Annotated in this window: 18 protein-coding genes; 9 read left to right on the top strand and 9 right to left on the bottom strand. The window is 41.5% G+C overall.

What is annotated here, in order from left to right; translation table 11 throughout:
• Positions 1-17: 17 nt before the first annotated feature.
• The 6 genes from MB09_RS07440 (at position 18) to MB09_RS07415 (ending at position 6,182) form a co-directional block, all read left to right on the top strand.
• Positions 18-695, top strand: a complete 678-nt coding sequence (locus MB09_RS07440; RefSeq protein ID WP_045080278.1) for a thymidine kinase — start codon at positions 18-20, stop codon at positions 693-695.
• A gap of 1 nt (position 696) precedes the next feature.
• Complete coding sequence (gene alr, locus MB09_RS07435; protein WP_045080277.1) at positions 697-1,806, top strand: alanine racemase; 1,110 nt, start codon at positions 697-699, stop codon at positions 1,804-1,806.
• A 78-nt stretch (positions 1,807-1,884) separates the two neighbouring features.
• A complete protein-coding gene (gene mscL, locus MB09_RS07430; protein WP_045080276.1) occupies positions 1,885-2,295 on the top strand; it encodes a large conductance mechanosensitive channel protein MscL in 411 nt (136 codons plus the stop codon).
• Between the two features lie 125 nt (positions 2,296-2,420).
• A complete protein-coding gene (locus MB09_RS07425; RefSeq protein WP_045080275.1) occupies positions 2,421-3,410 on the top strand; it encodes an aspartate-semialdehyde dehydrogenase in 990 nt (329 codons plus the stop codon).
• Between the two features lie 119 nt (positions 3,411-3,529).
• Complete coding sequence (locus MB09_RS07420) at positions 3,530-3,910, top strand: DoxX family membrane protein (RefSeq protein ID WP_045080274.1); 381 nt, start codon at positions 3,530-3,532, stop codon at positions 3,908-3,910.
• Between the two features lie 109 nt (positions 3,911-4,019).
• The gene (locus tag MB09_RS07415) at positions 4,020-6,182 is read left to right on the top strand and encodes a prolyl oligopeptidase family serine peptidase (RefSeq protein ID WP_045080273.1); all 2,163 of its coding nucleotides are present in this window, start codon (positions 4,020-4,022) and stop codon (positions 6,180-6,182) included.
• A gap of 33 nt (positions 6,183-6,215) precedes the next feature.
• On the opposite strand, the gene MB09_RS07410 is transcribed toward MB09_RS07415, so the two are convergent.
• The 5 genes from MB09_RS07410 to MB09_RS07390 all read right to left on the bottom strand — a co-directional run bounded on the left by MB09_RS07410 (position 6,216) and on the right by MB09_RS07390 (position 10,634).
• Positions 6,216-7,220: an NAD(P)H-dependent glycerol-3-phosphate dehydrogenase gene (locus MB09_RS07410; protein ID WP_045080272.1), complete on the bottom strand. Its 1,005-nt coding sequence runs from the start codon at positions 7,218-7,220 to the stop codon at positions 6,216-6,218.
• Between the two features lie 251 nt (positions 7,221-7,471).
• Positions 7,472-8,065 carry a nicotinate (nicotinamide) nucleotide adenylyltransferase gene (nadD, locus tag MB09_RS07405; protein WP_045080271.1) on the bottom strand — a complete coding sequence of 198 codons (594 nt, stop codon included), beginning with the start codon at positions 8,063-8,065 and terminating at the stop codon, positions 7,472-7,474.
• 100 nt (positions 8,066-8,165) lie between these two features.
• Positions 8,166-8,738, bottom strand: coding sequence for a guanylate kinase (gmk, locus tag MB09_RS07400; protein WP_045080270.1), 573 nt, complete (start codon positions 8,736-8,738; stop codon positions 8,166-8,168).
• Complete coding sequence (locus tag MB09_RS07395) at positions 8,739-9,596, bottom strand: YicC/YloC family endoribonuclease (RefSeq protein ID WP_045080269.1); 858 nt, start codon at positions 9,594-9,596, stop codon at positions 8,739-8,741.
• Between the two features lie 81 nt (positions 9,597-9,677).
• Positions 9,678-10,634, bottom strand: coding sequence for a YheT family hydrolase (locus MB09_RS07390; RefSeq protein ID WP_045080268.1), 957 nt, complete (start codon positions 10,632-10,634; stop codon positions 9,678-9,680).
• 154 nt (positions 10,635-10,788) lie between these two features.
• Between MB09_RS07390 and MB09_RS07385 the strand changes: the two genes are divergently transcribed.
• Positions 10,789-11,262 carry an acyl-CoA thioesterase gene (locus MB09_RS07385; protein WP_045080267.1) on the top strand — a complete coding sequence of 158 codons (474 nt, stop codon included), beginning with the start codon at positions 10,789-10,791 and terminating at the stop codon, positions 11,260-11,262.
• Here the strand turns inward: MB09_RS07385 and MB09_RS07380 are convergent.
• Genes MB09_RS07380 through MB09_RS07370 form a run of 3 tightly spaced genes read right to left on the bottom strand, consistent with a single transcriptional unit; the run spans position 11,259 to position 13,282 of the window.
• On the bottom strand, positions 11,259-12,161 hold the full coding sequence (locus MB09_RS07380; RefSeq protein ID WP_045080266.1) for a DMT family transporter: 903 nt from the start codon (positions 12,159-12,161) through the stop codon (positions 11,259-11,261). The genes MB09_RS07385 and MB09_RS07380 overlap by 4 nt on opposite strands.
• Positions 12,158-12,514, bottom strand: coding sequence for an arsenate reductase family protein (locus MB09_RS07375; RefSeq protein ID WP_045080265.1), 357 nt, complete (start codon positions 12,512-12,514; stop codon positions 12,158-12,160). The genes MB09_RS07380 and MB09_RS07375 overlap by 4 nt, the downstream gene beginning before the upstream one ends.
• Before the next feature lie 9 nt (positions 12,515-12,523).
• Entirely contained in the window at positions 12,524-13,282 is a 759-nt protein-coding gene (locus tag MB09_RS07370; RefSeq protein ID WP_052671315.1) for a DUF3298 and DUF4163 domain-containing protein, read from the bottom strand.
• A gap of 158 nt (positions 13,283-13,440) precedes the next feature.
• Between MB09_RS07370 and MB09_RS07365 the strand changes: the two genes are divergently transcribed.
• Positions 13,441-14,583 carry a cystathionine gamma-synthase gene (locus tag MB09_RS07365; protein ID WP_045080264.1) on the top strand — a complete coding sequence of 381 codons (1,143 nt, stop codon included), beginning with the start codon at positions 13,441-13,443 and terminating at the stop codon, positions 14,581-14,583.
• 77 nt (positions 14,584-14,660) lie between these two features.
• On the opposite strand, the gene MB09_RS07360 is transcribed toward MB09_RS07365, so the two are convergent.
• Positions 14,661-15,461: a THC0290_0291 family protein gene (locus MB09_RS07360; RefSeq protein WP_045080539.1), complete on the bottom strand. Its 801-nt coding sequence runs from the start codon at positions 15,459-15,461 to the stop codon at positions 14,661-14,663.
• 259 nt (positions 15,462-15,720) lie between these two features.
• Here MB09_RS07360 and gdhA point away from each other — a divergent pair, with 259 nt between their 5' ends.
• Positions 15,721-17,064 carry an NADP-specific glutamate dehydrogenase gene (gdhA, locus tag MB09_RS07355; RefSeq protein ID WP_045080263.1) on the top strand — a complete coding sequence of 448 codons (1,344 nt, stop codon included), beginning with the start codon at positions 15,721-15,723 and terminating at the stop codon, positions 17,062-17,064.
• Positions 17,065-17,104: the final 40 nt, after the last annotated feature.

The raw sequence follows: 17,104 nt of genomic DNA, 5'->3' as shown, positions 1-17,104 counted from the left end.
TCGCGTAAAATTAAACTATGTTTCTTGAAAATACCGTAAATCAGAAAGAACAATTTGGCTGGATTGAGGTAATCTGCGGTTCCATGTTTTCAGGAAAGACCGAAGAGCTTATCCGAAGGCTGAAACGCGCCCAGTTTGCCCGCCAAAAGGTAGAGATTTTTACCCCTTCCATAGACACGCGCTATGCCGAGGATGCGGTGACCAGCCACGACAGTAACCAAATTCGCTCCACGCCCGTTCCCGCTGCCGCAAACATTCCAATCTTGGCAGATAACTGCGATGTGGTGGGCATTGACGAGGCCCAGTTTTTTGATGACGAAATCGTAAAAGTTTGTAACGACCTCGCCAATCGCGGCGTGCGCGTGATAGTCGCAGGCTTGGATATGGATTATAAAGGCAATCCCTTTGGTCCCATGCCCGCCTTAATGGCAACGGCCGAATATGTTACCAAAGTACACGCCATCTGTACCCGAACGGGAAATCTTGCCCATTACAGCTACCGAAAGGCAAAGAGCGAGGCCCTAGTCCTGCTCGGTGAAACAGAGGAATATGAACCTTTGAGCCGCGCCGCATTTTATAAGGCACAACTGCGCGACAAAGTGGTAAAACTGGAAGTGAAGGATGCCCAGCAAATTATTGATAACAAAGCTTCCCGCCACGACGGACAGGCCGAAGAAACCGGTAAACAAGCCTAATATGCCCAAAGCCACCGAAACCTTGTTGGAGATTGACCTCAATGCGCTCGACAATAACTATAAATATCTTACTTCAAAATTAAAGCCCGAAACCAAAGTTTTGGCAGTTGTAAAGGCGTTTGGCTACGGAAGTGACTCCGTTGTAATTGCCAAGGAACTTGCCGCTTTGGGCGCTGATTATTTTGCCGTGGCCTATGCCAATGAGGGCGAAACGCTACGGAATGCTTCCATTGAAACCCCCATTTTGGTGTTGCACCCGCTTCCGGTAAATTTTGAAATCATTGTGGACCGCTGTTTGGAACCCAGTATCTATTCCAGAAAAATGCTGGAGGAATTTATCGCTTTCGCGGAAGGAAAAAAGCAGAAGGAGTATCCAATTCACTTAAAATTCAATACGGGCTTGAACCGCTTGGGTTTCGTGGAAAAGGATTTGGATTTTATCGTGGAAACACTTTCAAAATCTCAAAGTGTGAAGGTGAAATCGGTCTTTTCGCATCTTGCTGCAAGTGAAGATTTAAAGCTGAAGGAATTTACAACGGGGCAGATTGACGATTTCAGAAAAATTTCAGAAGAAATTATCGCAAAATTGGGATATAAACCTTTGTTGCATTGCGCAAACACTTCGGGCATCATCAACTATCCCCAAGCCCATTTTGATATGGTACGCACGGGAATAGGTCTTTATGGCTATGGCAATGACCCGGCGGAAAACAAACATTTAAAACCCGTAGGCACGCTGAAAACGGTTATTTCGCAAATACATACCGTGCAGAAGGATGAAAGCGTAGGCTACAACCGTGGCTTTGTTGCAGGGAAAACTACGCGTTCGGCAACGCTTCCCATTGGGCATGCGGACGGAATTCCGCGTTCCTACGGAAAAGGCAAGGGATGGGTAACTATACATGAGAAAAAAGCCCATATTCTCGGCAATGTTTGCATGGATATGATTATGGTTGATGTTACCGGTATTGAATGTCAGGAAGGTGATGAGGCCATTGTATTTGGACCTTCTTCCACTGCTGAGGAATTATCGGCCGCGATAAATTCTATTTCCTATGAATTGATTACCGCAGTTTCACAAAGAGTGAAACGGGTTGTTTGTAGGAATTAATCCCTTTTGGGAAATTATTTGAGAAAATGAATTCTTTTTAAGTAAATTAGTGGCTATTAACTTCTAAAACCAATCAACATGCTAAAAGAATTTAGGGATTTTATTATGACCGGCAATGTGGTAGACCTTGCCGTAGCTGTTCTACTTGCCGCTGCAGTAGGCACTGTTGTATCAAGTTTCACCAATGATGTGATGATGCCCATAGTAGGTAATTTTACCGGAGGTGTTGACTTCGCCGATTTAAAAGTAGTGCTTTCAGAGGCCGTGGTTGCTCCCGATGGAGAGATTACCAAGCCGGAGAATGCCATTATGTACGGAAAATGGATAAACTCTATCATCAATTTAATTATCGTTGGTTTTGTATTGTTCTTGATAGTGAAAGCCTACGGAAAAGTACGCAAGAAAAAAGAAGAAGCTCCTGCGCCAGATCCAGGGCCCTCTGAAAAGGATTTACTGATGCAGATTCGCGACGAACTCAGAAAAAAATAATTTACAGCCACCGCTGCATTACATATTCTAACCTAACCCCTCTTCAAAATGGAGAGGGTTTTTTTTGCTTTTTATTCAGAAATAATAGCTTACTATAAATTACTTTTGCCTAAAATTATAAAACAATGAAATTAGCTTTGGTAGGTGCCACCGGGATGGTTGGCGAAGTAATGATGAAAGTGTTGGACGAACGCAATTTCCCCATTGATGAACTGCTTTTGGTAGCTTCGGAAAAATCTGTAGGAAAGGAAATTTCCTTTAAAAGAAAAAACCATAAAGTAATCGGTTTAGAGGAGGCTGTTGCGGCAAGACCCAATATCGCCCTATTTTCGGCTGGCGGAAACACTTCCTTGGAATGGGCACCCAAATTTGCTGAGGTTGGCACTACCGTAATAGATAACTCTTCAGCGTGGCGCATGGAAGCCGATAAAAAGCTTATCGTTCCGGAGATCAATGCCCACTTACTTACAAAAGAAGATAAAATAATCGCGAACCCCAATTGCTCCACCATACAGCTGGTGATGGCTTTGGCGCCACTTCATAAAAAGTATAAAATGAAAAGGGTGGTGGTTTCTACCTATCAATCTGTTTCGGGAACGGGCCTAAAGGCTGTACAGCAAATGGAGAATGAAATGGCGGGAGTAAAAGGTGAAATGGCCTATCCGTACCCAATCCATAAAAACGCGCTTCCGCATTGTGATGTTTTTGAAGCAAATGGTTACACAAAGGAAGAAATGAAACTGGCCCGCGAACCCCAAAAAATATTGGATGACCGTACATTTTCAGTTACTGCCACGGCGGTGAGAATTCCTACGGCCGGTGGCCACAGCGAAGCGGTAAACGTGCAGTTTGAAAACGATTTTGAATTGGGCGATGTTCGAAAAATATTGCACGAAACTCCGGGCATAACCGTTCAGGACAATCCAGATACCAACACTTACCCGATGCCTATGTACGCGCACGACAAAGACGAAGTGTTTGTGGGAAGAATTCGTCGGGACGAGTCACAACCCAATACGTTGAATATGTGGATTGTGAGCGATAACCTTCGGAAAGGCGCTGCTACCAATGCCGTTCAAATTGCAGAATACTTGGTAAACAATAAGCTCGTTTAAGCATTTAAGAGAAAAACTAAGAATTTTTTTAAAAATTTGTTAAAAAAACGAACTTTATTTAAAGGTGCGTTTTTTATTTTTCAGTACCTTTAAAGGATTAACCCTTAAACGTAAAGCCTATGAATTCAACATTTACTAAAATCCTGAGAATCATTTTAGGCTTGGGATTACTTTTTTTTGGACTAAGCAAATTGATTAATCTTCACATTATGCCTACACATATTTATACGGGAGATGCGGCAATTTTTATCGATTCGCTTAGCAGCACAGGCTACATTCTAAAAGTCATTGGAATTTTGGAAATCTTTATCGGTTTGCTTTTGCTTATTAACAAGTGGGTTTCGTTTGCATTGCTTTTGTTGGCCCCCATTACGGTTAATATCTTATTATTTCATTTATTTTTGGATACACCAGGTCTTCTTGTGGCCTTGGTAATAACTATATTGAATGTTATTTTGATTTATAAGCATTGGAAAGTTTATAAACCCTTATTTCATTAAATTCAACTGTACGCAGTATTTAAGGGCTTCTTTGCGGAAGCCTTTTACATATTGCAATATTTCCTTTTAAGTAAAAACATTACATTTACATTTCGAAAAAATCAATAATATGAAATTTACAATTGTTCCAGCAATCCTTGTACTTGCCTTTGTGGGCTGTAAGGAAGAACCAAAAAAAGAAGTTATTTCCGTGACCTATCCTCAAACAAAAAAAGTTGATACCGTTGATACCTACTTCGGTGAAGAAGTAAAGGATCCCTATCGTTGGTTGGAAGACGACCGAAGTGCCGAGACCGCTGAATGGGTAAAGGCCGAAAACGAGGTGACTTTTGATTATTTGAATAAAATTCCGTTTCGGGAAGAATTAAAGGAACGGCTTTCCGATTTATGGAACTATGAAAAAGTGGGGCCCCCGTTTAAAGAAGGCGACTATACTTATTTCTACAAAAATGACGGTCTTCAGAACCAATATGTGCTATATCGCTACAAAACTGGGGAAGACCCAAGTACTGCCGAAGTATTCTTAGATCCCAATACTTTTAAGGAAGATGGCACCATTTCATTGGGCGAAACAAGTTTTTCCAAAGACGGTAGCAAACTGGCCTATAGCATTTCCGAAGGTGGAAGCGATTGGCGAAAGGTACTTGTAATGAATACCGAAACCAAGGAATTGGTAGGCGATACGCTAAAGGATATCAAGTTCAGTGGCCTTTCGTGGAAGGGTGAGGATGGATTCTACTATTCCAGTTATGACAAGCCAAAAGGTAGTGAGCTTTCCGCAAAAACAGATCAGCATAAAGTGTATTATCACAAAATGGGAACACCTCAAAGCGAGGATAAGGTAATTTTTGGTGCCACCCCAGAGGAAAAGCACCGGTACATAAATGCGAGTGTTACCGAGGACAACAATTATCTTATAATTAGAGCAAGTACTTCAACTTCGGGGAATAAACTATTTATAAAGGATCTAACAAAGCCCGGCGCTGCGTTCGTAACTATTTTGGATGATACCGACTCTGATACCTCTATTTTGGAAAACGTAGGTTCAAAATTATATATAGTTACCAATAGAAATGCACCAAATAGGAAGATAGTTACCGTAGATGCCAATAATCCTACTCCAGATAATTGGGTAGATTTTATTCCTGAAACAGAAAATGTACTTTCGCCTAGTACCGGAGGTGGAAACATCTTTGCAAATTACATGGTAGATGCCGTTTCAAAGGTATTACAATATGACTATGATGGAAAATTGATCCGAGAGGTAAAACTTCCTGGCGTTGGTTCGGCAGGTGGTTTTGATACAAAGAAGGAAGAAAAGGAACTGTACTATTCCTTCACAAATTATGTTACTCCCGGCAGCATCTATAAATATGATATTGCAAGCGGAAATTCTGAGTTGTTCATAAAACCTGAAATTGACTTCAACCCTGAAAATTTTGAAAGCCACCAAGTTTTTTATAATTCAAAAGATGGTACCAAAATCCCGATGATCATTACTCACAAAAAAGGATTGAAAATGGACGGCAAAAATCCAACTATTCTATATGGCTACGGTGGTTTCAACATAAGTTTGACGCCAAGTTTCAGCATAGCAAACGCGGTTTGGATGGAGCAGGGCGGTATTTATGCCGTACCCAACCTTCGCGGAGGCGGGGAATATGGAAAAAAATGGCACGATGCCGGCACTAAGATGAAAAAGCAAAACGTGTTTGACGATTTTATAGCTGCCGCTGAATATTTAATAGAAAACAATTATACTTCCAGTGATTATCTCGCGGTTCGTGGCGGCTCAAATGGAGGCTTGCTTGTGGGCGCTATCATGACGCAACGCCCCGAATTGATGAAAGTGGCTCTTCCGGCAGTGGGTGTATTGGATATGCTTCGTTACCACACCTTCACCGCAGGTGCAGGTTGGGCGTACGACTACGGAACCGCGGAAGACAGCAAAGAAATGTTTGAATATTTAAAAGGCTATTCGCCATTGCATAATGTAAAGGAAGGTGTGGAATACCCCGCAACTTTAATTACTACTGGCGATCACGATGATAGGGTAGTGCCAGCGCACAGTTTTAAATTTGCTGCAGAACTTCAGTCTAAACAAACGGGCAGTAACCCCGTTTTAATTAGAATTGAAACCGATGCCGGTCACGGAGCGGGAACACCCGTGAGCAAGACTATCGAGCAGTATGCGGATATATTTGGATTTACCCTGTTTAATATGGGTTATGAAGAATTGCCTGAAAATATCAATAAGGAAATAAAGCAATAAAAGAAAAGCTCCTCAATTTGAGGAGCTCTTTTTTTAATCTAGCTTTTCAGTTAGTTTATTAAATGTTTTTCTAGGGTCTTTATTTTCGTAGAGCACTTCGTAAACTGCATTTATTATGGGGGTCTTGGCTTTTTTCTTGCCTTTTTGTTGGTTCAGTTTATAGGCGCTCTTGGTAGCATAATACCCTTCGGCAATCATACTCATCTCCAATTGTGCGCTTTTAACGGTATAGCCTTTCCCAATCATTGTTCCGAATAAACGGTTTCGGCTAAAAACAGAATATCCGGTAACCAATAAATCGCCTAAATAAGCAGAATCGTTGATGTCACGCTTCATTTTGTGAACCTTTTTCACGTATTTTTTCATCTCGCGGATGGCATTGCTCATCAATACACTTTGAAAGTTGTCACCATACCCGAGCCCGTGTGCAATTCCAGCTGCCACCGCGTAAATATTTTTGAGCATTGCGGCATATTCTATCCCCAATACATCGTCACTGGTAGTGCATTTTATGTAATCGCTACCCAGTACATTGGCCACCAGCTTAGCCTTTTCATCATCCGCACTGGCAATGGTTAAATAGGACAATCTTTCCAATGCTACTTCCTCGGCATGGCAGGGTCCAGAGATGACCCCAATATTATTGAACGGAACTTTAAAATGCGTATTGAAATGATCGCCCACAATAAGGCTGGTTTCTGGAACAATTCCTTTTATGGCTGAAAATACAATTTTGTCTTCCAAGGAAACGGTTAGCTTTTCCAATTCCTTATGAAGGAAGGCGGATGGAATAACAAAGATCAGGCAATCGGCACACCGCACGGTTTCATTAATATCATTGCTCAACTTAAGTTGACTTAGATTGAATTCAACAGAGCTTAAATAATTGGGGTTATGGCGATGCTTCTTTATGAAATCTACAGCTTCCTTACTCCGCATATACCAACAAACCTCCTCAAGGTTTTCACAAAGCATTTTCACGATGGCTGTGGCCCAACTTCCACCGCCAAAGACTGCAAATTTTAGTTTTTCTGACATTGATTTAATTTCTTATTTCAAAAGTACACAAATAGTTCCAAAACATTTAACAGTAGCTTAAGATTGGCGGCACAATGTTTTCAAGGTAGTCGGCGTTATGGCTTTTGATTATTGAGATGAAACTTCAAATCATTTCGAAAGTAGTTTCAATGATTTTGGTTGGTTATTTAGTTGAGGCCGCCCCACAAGTGTTAGTTTGGTGGGGCGGTTTTTCATTTCCGTAAAACTGGATTTTTAAAAGTAAAACGGAATTATTTATAAAAATTCATCTCATCCAAATACGTCCAAACTTCCGCCGGAAGCATAGGCCGAATATTTTTCCCAGCTTTTATGCCCTTGCGAATAAATGTTGAAGAAAGCTCAATTATTGGCGCATCAACTATTTTAATTTGCGGGAGTTTTTCCCCCCTTGAGGGGTGCAGGGGGGTGTTTCCTTCCGAAATTCTCGGATAAACATAAATTGAATAGCGTTCTAAAATTACCTCATAATTTTTCCACTTGTGAAGACTTTTCAGATTGTCTTCGCCCATAATCAAACTGAAATTTTTTTCGGGATATTTTTCTTCCAAATGCACCAAAGTATTCACTGTATAATTGGGCTGTGGCAGGTCAAACTCCACATTGCTGGCCTGTAGCTTCGGATACTCCTCCACGGCAATCCGCACCATCGCTAACCGATGATGGTCTTCCAAAAGCGTTTTTTTCTTTTTATGTGGATTGTGTGGCGTAACCACAAACCAAACCTCATCCAAATCACTGAACTCCACCATGTGGTTGGCAATGATCAAATGCCCCACGTGAATGGGGTTGAAAGTGCCGAAGTAGAGTCCTGTTTTTTTTGCCATTTTTATCTGTAGAGACGCACCGCCGTGCGTCTGCACGTTTATATTTGGGATACGTTCCCGCATCTGAGACGCACGGCCGCGCGTCTGTACGGGATTATTTTTATGATTTTATAAAATCTTCCACCAAATCATGCGCTTCCTTGAAGGCCGTTTCCAAATCGTGGTTTTTAATGATTTTGTCGAATTGCGGCGCGGTCGCCAATTCCACCGAAGCCTTTGCAATACGCATATTGATGCGTTCATCGCTCTCGGTTTTGCGTTTTTTAAGTCGAATTTTCAGCTCGTCGATACTGGGCGGTTTTACGAAAACTGCCAGCGTTTTTTCCGGATATTTCTTCTTAATCCGAAGTCCGCCAGCAACGTCAATATCAAAAATCACATTTTTTCCGTGGCTCCAAATGCGTTCCACTTCACTTTTCAGCGTCCCGTAAAAATTGTCACGGTACACTTCTTCCCACTCCAAAAAATCGCCATTTTTAATGTGCTGCTTAAATTCCTTCAACGAGATGAAATAATAGTTCTCGCCGTGCTTTTCATCGCCACGGGGCTCGCGACTTGTACACGAAACCGAAAATTCCAAGTTGAGGTCCTCCTGTTTCAGCAAATGTTGTACGATAGTGGTTTTCCCACTGCCGGAAGGGGCCGAAAAAACAATCAATTTCCCTCCTTCCATCTATAAAACGTTTAGCGATTGTTCCTTAATTTTTTCAAGTTCGTCCTTCATCTGCACCACTACTTGCTGCATAGGCGCATAATTTGCCTTGCTGCCAATGGTGTTGATTTCACGGCCAATTTCCTGTGTAATGAAACCCAATTTTTTTCCGTTGGAATCGTGCGATTTTAAGGATTCCTCAAAATATTCCAAATGGTTTTTAAGGCGAACCTTTTCCTCGGTGATGTCGTATTTTTCAAGGTAGTAGATCAATTCCTGCTCAAAGCGGTTTTCGTCCACTTTTTCCTTTAAATCCGCAACCGCCTTGCGCAATCTTTCCTTTACGCCGTCAATTCTTTCGGGATCCAAAGCAATCACTTCTTCCAACAATTTTGAAATAGTTTTGGAACGCTCAAAAAAGTCGTTTTCCAAAACCAAACCTTCATCGGTCCTGTATTCGTTTATGGCTTCCAGCGCTTTGTCAATTCCTTTTAAAATAGCTTTATATTCCTTCTCGTCAATTTCCTCGCGTTCGGTTTTTAAGGCATCGGGCATGCGCACTGCCATTTTTAAAAGTTCAACGGGATCACCGTTTACCACGTTTGCCAATTGCTTTATATATTGCTTTACAACGCCTTCATTCAGCTGCGTGGTTACCTCCTCACCCGTCACTTCAATATAAAGTGAAAAATCCACTTTTCCACGTTGTAATGATCTTGCGAGCAAATCGCGGATTTCAAGCTCCTTTTCCCGGTAAGCCGAAGGTACACGCGTGTTGAGGTCGAGCCCCTTGCTGTTTAAAGATTTGATTTCAATGGTAATGGTTTTGGAAGGCAACTGAACAACTTCTTTGCCGTAGCCCGTCATGGATTGGATCATATTCCTGTTTTAATGAAGGGCAAAGGTAATAAAATTAGGTGGTAGGTTGTGGGTCTCAGGGGTGAGGGTTTTCAAACCCAATTATTCATTCAAGAATTGCATGGTGCGTTTTTCACTGTAATACAATTTATTGGTTTGGTGAAAACCTACGTGCCCGCCGTATTTTGGCGTTTCGAGAAAAAGGTTTTTCATTTTTGAAGCCAAATCTTTGGGGTAGCATTCCGAAGAAAGAAAGCTATCATTTTCGGCATTTAAAACAAGGACCGGAATTTGAATTTTCGGAAGAAATTGCAAGCTACTGTTCTTTTCGTAATAATCAAACGCATCCTTAAAACCGTGAGCCGGCGCCGTATAAACGTTGTCAAATTCCAAAAGGGAGGTGATTTTTTTGTAATCTGAAGCCGTCATTTTTTCGGGGAACTCCTTCATTTTCGTTTTGTACTTTTTCCGAAGATTTGTCAAAAAGGAGTTGCGGTAAACCCAGTTTGAGAATTCATTCAAAGATTCCAAAGAACCTTTTAAACTCAAGGGCGTGGAAATGGCGACGGCTTTTTTTATTTCCTTCGGAAAAGATTCCCGCTCGCCTAAATATTTCAAAAGCAGATTCCCGCCCAAACTGAAACCTACGAGCGCTATTTCACTGTATGTATCTTTTATCAAAATAGAATTGATGACGACTTCCAAATCGTCCGTTTTTCCTGCGTTGTACGATTGATACGAAAGATTGGCCTCCCCACTGCAACCGCGAAAATTTATGGCCGCAACGTCCCACCCGTTTTGGTTCAGGATTTTTGCCTGCCCTTTCATATAGGTTCGCTGGGCGTTTCCTTCCAAACCGTGGAGCAGGATTGCAACTTTCCGTGAATTTTCTTCGGAAAAAGACCAATCGATATCCATAAAATCGACATCGGGCAATTGCAGGCGTTCGCGCTGTTGCATCAAATTTGGCGACGGACGGAGCTTCGCGGAATAAATTGTAGCGAAGTGTGCGTTTCTAAAAATTATGGGAGGCTCAAACTTACTGGAAACTAAAGGCATAGTTATTTAAAAATTACAAGCAAAATACCAAAAACAATAGCATCAATAGCAACTACAGAATCCAAAGTGTCGCTTTAAAACATTTAACAGAAACTAAACATATTTACTATGCTTGCATAACAAAAGTACTTTAAATTTGCATAAAAGTTTGAAGATGTACACAAAACAATTTGAAATACGCTGGAGCGATGTGGATGCCAACCGCCACCTGCGCAACAGTGCCTATATAGACTACATGAGCCACACCCGGATGAGCTTTATGCTGGAGAGAGGCATGGATCAGCGGCATTTGGCCGAATACAACTTGGGCCCCGTGGCATTTTATGAGCATATGTATTATTTCCGAGAGTTTTTTCCCGGGAAGCCTGTTACGGTTTCATTGCAGTTGAAAGGTCTTTCGGAAGATGGAATGTATTTTGAATTCCTGCACAATTTTTATGATGAAAACGGTAAAAACTATGCCCGTTGCGAAATGATGGGAGCTTGGATTGATCTTACGGAAAGAAAACTGGTAGGTCTTCCGAAGAAATTTTACGAAATATTCAATGCGTTGGAAAAGACAGACGATTTCAGAATTCTTACCAAAGAAAACACCCGAAAGTACAGCCAGCGGCCAAAGGATCTTTAGTCGGAAATTTTACGGGCGCGCTTTATAGTGGAAAGATAAACGCCCAAAAAGATTAATGCTGCGGCGCCTATTCGCAAAGCGGTTAGACTATCGGCGCCAACTATTACTGCGAAAAGTACCGCTATTACAGGTTGCAAATAAATAAACGCGCCAATGGTGGAAGGGCTCAATTGTTTTAGGGCGTAAATATTCAAAAGATAGGTCATAACCGTGGTGCAGATAACCACAAAAGCAAGTTTCCAAATAGCTTCAAAAGGCAGGTTGGTCCAATTTACTTCCGAGAATTCTGAAATGCCGATTGGCAGGTTTATTAAAAACGCAAAGAGAAATAGAAATTTCATCAAAGTAATGGAACTGTACTTTGGAACCAATGGTTTCACCAAAATCAAATAAACGGAATAGGAAGTAGCGTTTATGATAAAAAGCAAATTGCCGAGCGGGATATTTGGAGCGTTCGGCTGCGCTTTCAACCCAAAAAGAATTAAAACCAAAGCCCCGCCAAGTCCCAAAAATATCCCGAGGCTTTTTACCCAAGTAATTCTTTCCCTTAAAATAAAAGCGGAAAGCACCAATAGCAAAACTGGGGAAATTGTGATTATTACCGAACTGTTGATGGGCGTGGAAAGACTCAATCCTTTAAAGAAGGCGAGCATATTCAAAACCATTCCGAAGAAAGCGCAGATTATAAAACGAAACCAATCGCGGCGCTCAACTTTTTCCGAAGGGAAGAAAAGGCTAATGACCCAAAAGACTAATGCTGCGCCCGAAACCCGCAACAAAATAAATCCAAAGGGCTGGATTACATCTGGCATCAATCCTTTGGCGATAGTGTGGTTTATACCATAGATGGTACTCGCCGTGGTTGCGGCCAAAAGTGCAAAAATGCGTGGGTTGGTCAATTGTTATGAATAGATTTTTTTGCGGCTGCAACAGTTTTTGGGCTGCTGCCTATGAAGATTTCATCATTGTTTACGATTACCGGGCGTTTCAGAAAAGTGTAATGTTCCAAAATAAGCCCTTTGTAATCTTCCTCGAGCAAATTCTCTTCTTTTAAATTGCGCTCTTGGTACAATTTCGCCCTTCGGCTGAATAGCTCCTCATAACTATCGGTAAGATTAAAAAGTTCGTCCAATTCTTCCTCGGTGATGCCCTGCACTTTGATGTCCTGTTTTATAAATGACGAGGGAATTTTTATTTCGTCCATTACCCTTTTGCAGGTATCACAACTTGATAAATAATATACTTTTTGCATAGTTCAAAATTAATCAATACTGAGGAAAGGTTCGGCTTCTTTCATCGCAATTTTCAATTCAATGGGGCCGTCTGCATAACTTGCAATGTCGTATTGATTGTAAACGAATATTAAGCTATCCTGCGTAAAACCGACACTTTCCGGTAGATAAAATTCATCATTTTCAAACCAGAAGCCGTTTTCATTAATGGATTGGTCTTTTGCTATTTTTTGTTCTTCGCGAAACTTCTTTTCTGCGAAAGCCGTAAATTCCTTGTTGTTTTTAAAAAGCTCTTCTGAAGTAAGCTCCTCTCCGGTTTTTGGGTCAATGTTCAAAAATGAAGTGGTGCCATAGCCGTGGGCCCCGCCGGTAAAAAGGTATTGGCGCATTTCGAAACAGATATGTTTTTTTGAGGAATAAATTTCATTGACCGAGATTTCCGCAAAATATTCCCCGGCCATATCTGGAAACTGGGCTTTATCAGCATTATAGGTTTCAATAAAATTTGTTGCCGCTTCTTGAATGGTTTTGGCTGTGGGAATGGTGTCTTCCCCCATCAATAAAGACGAAAAGATAAAGTTTTTTATTTTCGTATTAATTCTTTCGGAAATTTCATCATCGCCAAAAACCTCCACATAGTTTATGGTAACTTCGGGACATTTGCTGTTTTTGCATATTGCAAGTTCCTTTTCCGTAAAACTTTCAGAAGAGATCTCAATATTTTTCTCTCGGTCGCATCCCACGACAATTAGTGCAATCAATGCCACAACCGTAATTTTGCTGTTCATACGTTAAAAGGAATAGATGGTTAGCTTTAGCAAACGAAACCCTTACATTTGCTATTCAAAAGTAATAACTTTAAAATCAGCGATTGCAAAAGTTATATTAAAACCTGAAATATAGTTTTGGCGTTTGGGATTCTTACTTTAAAAAAGACCATTTTCTTATGAAATTCAACACAAAAACAATACACGGCGGGCAGCACAATGTAGATCCGGCCTATGGTTCGGTTATGCCGCCCATTTATCAAACTTCCACCTATTCACAGACTACGCCTGGTGGGCACAAGGGATTTCAATATTCGCGCAGCGGAAACCCCACGCGTGCGGCTTTGGAACGTGCTGTTGCAAGTATTGAAAACGGAGAGTTTGGCCTAGCTTTTGGAAGCGGTCTTGCAGCAATTGATGCGGTGATGAAACTATTAAAACCCGGCGATGAGGTAATTTCTACGAATGATCTTTATGGCGGAAGCTATCGGTTGTTTACCAAGATTTTTGAAGGCTTTGGCATAAAGTTTCACTTTGTAGGAATGGAAAACGCCGATAAAATTGAGGAATATGTAAATGATAAAACAAAACTCATTTGGGTAGAAACACCAACCAACCCGATGATGAACATAATCGATATTAAAAAAGCGGCTTCCATTGCAAAAAAGCACAATGTTTTGCTTGCCGTGGACAACACTTTTGCTACGCCCTATTTACAACAGCCATTGGATATGGGTGCCGATATTGTGATGCACAGTGCCACAAAATACCTCGGCGGCCATAGCGATGTGGTTATGGGCGCTCTGGTAGTAAAGGACAAAACACTTGCGGAAAGGTTATACTTTATCCAAAACGCCAGTGGCGCCATTTGCGGGCCACAGGATTGTTTTTTGGTTTTGCGAGGGTTGAAAACGCTTCACATCCGAATGCAGCGCCATTGCGAGAATGGAAAAGCAGTGGCTGAATTTTTGGCGAACCACCCTAAAATCGAAAAAGTATATTGGCCCGGTTTTGAAAACCATCCGAACCACGCCATCCCAAAGGCACAGATGAAGGATTTCGGCGGAATGATTTCCTTCGTTACTAAAGGGAATAATTACGAAGAAGCCATCAAAATAGTTGAAAAGTTGAAGATTTTCACCTTGGCGGAAAGTCTTGGCGGCGTGGAAAGCCTTGCGGGACATCCCGCAAGTATGACGCACGCCAGCATCCCGAAGGAAGAGCGCGAAAAAATTGGTGTAGTTGATTCGTTGATACGTCTTTCCGTAGGCATTGAGGACGTTGAAGATTTGATTGCAGATTTAAAGCAGGCAATCGGGTAACGATTCCCTTAAATATTAAATAAAGAAAAAGGCTCGGAGTTATTAATCCGAGCCTTTTTAATATAATTTGAAATAATTTAATTTATGTAATAGATATAGCCCACATTTAACCAATAGATCCATTCATTGGCTTTGTTTTCGGGAACTGGCGTAGTTCCGTTATTTTCAAAAGTCGGGTTAAGACCGTCTACCCAATCAGAGAAGTAATAATGCCAACGGCCGTCAAGCATTAGGTCGCTCAAATCCGTAAGTTTATATCTGATTCCCACACTCCCTACTACTGCCCAAGTTGAAGCCGGATCTTGCTGGAACGCGTTGAAATATTTATCAGGGGTGGAGATGGGGCTGTTTAATGGCCCGAGAGAAGATTTAATTTCAGGATCAAAATTTACCCAATGAACCCCCAAGCTGATAAATGGTGCAATCTTGTAGCCTCCTGCTGCAAAATCACGAATGCTTAAAGGAAAATATTCAAGTTGCGAACCCACCTCAATAACGGTAACTGAACCGCTCATTGCACGTAGCTGATCTGCAAAGAGTGATGTTTGGTCCGGCTCTACCCACCGCCCAAAATGCTCCAAATTTGTTTTGTGGTAATCAATTTCATTGCGTATTTTAAAATGATCGTTAAAATACGTATCCCGGGTATAGCAGTTACAATCGGCGCGGTAAGAGAAGTTGAGGTAATGGATAAGTCCTACCCCGAACCCAGTATTCTTTGCATTAGTCTCAAAATTGTTCCGTTGGCCAAAATCTGAATAAAAAACTACAGGTCCTGTAATTAAACCCACTTCGTGTGAAAAGCCAAACTGGCTGTAAGCTTCTTGTTTAGAAAAAACCAACAAGAAAAATACCAATAGCAAAAATCTGGTATTCATCATATATATAGGTTTAGATTGAGACACAACAAATATATAAAAACATATTTAACAGGGAAATTTAATGAAGCTATTTAGCTAATTTGTAAAAATTTGGCGCCCAGTTTTTATCATAACGCTTATATTTGCTCCTTCCTTATGTAAATGGTTTTTTAAAGTACGTTTTTCTTCAAATTCCTAATCGCTATTTTAGATAAAACCCATTGTTACAAACCATTGCCGACGGAAATTCGCTAAAAGTAAAATAAAATTTTAACCAATGAAGCAAAGTATAAGAGATTTCATTTCTGAAGTTGAAAAACTCAATCCCAATGAACCTGAATTTCTTCAGGCAGTGACCGAAGTCGCTGAAACAGTAATCCCCTTTATTGAAGAAAATGAAAAATATGCAAACAGGCAATTGCTGGAGCGCATGGTAGAGCCGGAGCGCACTATTCTTTTTCGAGTGCCTTGGACGGATGATGATGGCAAAATACACGTAAACAAAGGGTACAGAGTTGAGTTTAACTCGGCAATCGGCCCATATAAGGGCGGTTTGCGTTTTCACCCTTCGGTCAACCTTAGTATTCTCAAATTCCTGGGGTTTGAGCAAACGTTTAAAAATAGCTTGACTACCTTGCCTATGGGCGGCGGAAAAGGAGGCTCAAACTTTGATCCGAAAGGAAAAAGCGATGCCGAAATTATGCGGTTCTGCCAAAGTTTTATGACAGAACTGTTCCGTCATATTGGCCCGGATACCGACGTTCCCGCAGGCGACATAGGCGTGGGCGGACGTGAAATAGGATATATGTTCGGTCAATACAAGCGTATTCGCAACGAATTTACAGGTGTACTCACCGGAAAGGGGCGCTCTTATGGAGGTTCGCTCATCCGTCCCGAAGCCACGGGGTATGGCAACGTATATTTTGCCAAAGATATGCTAGCCACACGAGGAGAGAGTTTTAAAGGTAAAACGGTGGTTATTTCCGGTTCGGGGAATGTTGCCCAATATGCCGCCGAAAAAGCGATCCAGTTTGGTGGAAAAGTGGTCACCTTTTCAGATTCTGCGGGGTATATTTACGATCCCGAAGGTATCGATGAGGAAAAGTTAGCTTTCGTTATGGAGTTGAAAAACGAAAAACGCGGCCGAATTTCCGAATACACAAATAAATACACAGGAGCCAATTTTGTAGAAGGAAAGCGCCCGTGGGAGGTAAAATGCGATATTGCCCTTCCCTGTGCCACCCAAAACGAATTGAACGGCGAAGAAGCTAAAGTGCTTTTGGACAACGGTTGTATCTGCGTGGGCGAAGGCGCCAATATGCCCTGTACCCCAGAGGCGATTGAAGCCTTCCAAAAAGCGAAAATTCTGTTTTCGCCCGGTAAAGCATCCAATGCAGGGGGAGTGGCAACCTCTGGTCTGGAAATGTCGCAGAATTCCTTGCGTTTAAGCTGGACTGCAGAGGAAGTGGACGAAAAACTTCACGGCATAATGAACGATATACACGCAGCCTGCGTACAGTATGGAAAAGATGGGGATGGATATGTAGATTACGTAAAAGGCGCAAACATTGCCGGTTTCGTAAAAGTTGCCGATGCCATGCTCGCCCAAGGAGTAGTTTAAATATCACAAATCAAAATAAGGATAAAGCCTTTCCGTTGAT

Origin of the sequence: Aequorivita vladivostokensis, assembly GCF_000952855.1 — a bacterium.
Taxonomy (GTDB): Bacteria; Bacteroidota; Bacteroidia; order Flavobacteriales; family Flavobacteriaceae; genus Aequorivita; species Aequorivita vladivostokensis.
This window is presented reverse-complemented; position numbering and strand designations above follow the sequence as displayed.

Coding starts and splice junctions, on each gene's coding strand:
- MB09_RS07420 (WP_045080274.1), top strand. CDS start 3,530: ATGAATTCAACATTTACTAAAATCCTGAGAATCATTTTAGGCTTGGGA.
- MB09_RS07370 (WP_052671315.1), bottom strand. CDS start 13,282: ATGAACAGCAAAATTACGGTTGTGGCATTGATTGCACTAATTGTCGTG.
- MB09_RS07375 (WP_045080265.1), bottom strand. CDS start 12,514: ATGCAAAAAGTATATTATTTATCAAGTTGTGATACCTGCAAAAGGGTA.
- MB09_RS07415 (WP_045080273.1), top strand. CDS start 4,020: ATGAAATTTACAATTGTTCCAGCAATCCTTGTACTTGCCTTTGTGGGC.
- MB09_RS07385 (WP_045080267.1), top strand. CDS start 10,789: ATGTACACAAAACAATTTGAAATACGCTGGAGCGATGTGGATGCCAAC.
- MB09_RS07360 (WP_045080539.1), bottom strand. CDS start 15,461: ATGAATACCAGATTTTTGCTATTGGTATTTTTCTTGTTGGTTTTTTCT.
- MB09_RS07365 (WP_045080264.1), top strand. CDS start 13,441: ATGAAATTCAACACAAAAACAATACACGGCGGGCAGCACAATGTAGAT.
- nadD (WP_045080271.1), bottom strand. CDS start 8,065: ATGGCAAAAAAAACAGGACTCTACTTCGGCACTTTCAACCCCATTCAC.
- gdhA (WP_045080263.1), top strand. CDS start 15,721: ATGAAGCAAAGTATAAGAGATTTCATTTCTGAAGTTGAAAAACTCAAT.
- mscL (WP_045080276.1), top strand. CDS start 1,885: ATGCTAAAAGAATTTAGGGATTTTATTATGACCGGCAATGTGGTAGAC.
- MB09_RS07440 (WP_045080278.1), top strand. CDS start 18: ATGTTTCTTGAAAATACCGTAAATCAGAAAGAACAATTTGGCTGGATT.
- gmk (WP_045080270.1), bottom strand. CDS start 8,738: ATGGAAGGAGGGAAATTGATTGTTTTTTCGGCCCCTTCCGGCAGTGGG.
- MB09_RS07410 (WP_045080272.1), bottom strand. CDS start 7,220: ATGTCAGAAAAACTAAAATTTGCAGTCTTTGGCGGTGGAAGTTGGGCC.
- alr (WP_045080277.1), top strand. CDS start 697: ATGCCCAAAGCCACCGAAACCTTGTTGGAGATTGACCTCAATGCGCTC.
- MB09_RS07390 (WP_045080268.1), bottom strand. CDS start 10,634: ATGCCTTTAGTTTCCAGTAAGTTTGAGCCTCCCATAATTTTTAGAAAC.
- MB09_RS07395 (WP_045080269.1), bottom strand. CDS start 9,596: ATGATCCAATCCATGACGGGCTACGGCAAAGAAGTTGTTCAGTTGCCT.
- MB09_RS07425 (WP_045080275.1), top strand. CDS start 2,421: ATGAAATTAGCTTTGGTAGGTGCCACCGGGATGGTTGGCGAAGTAATG.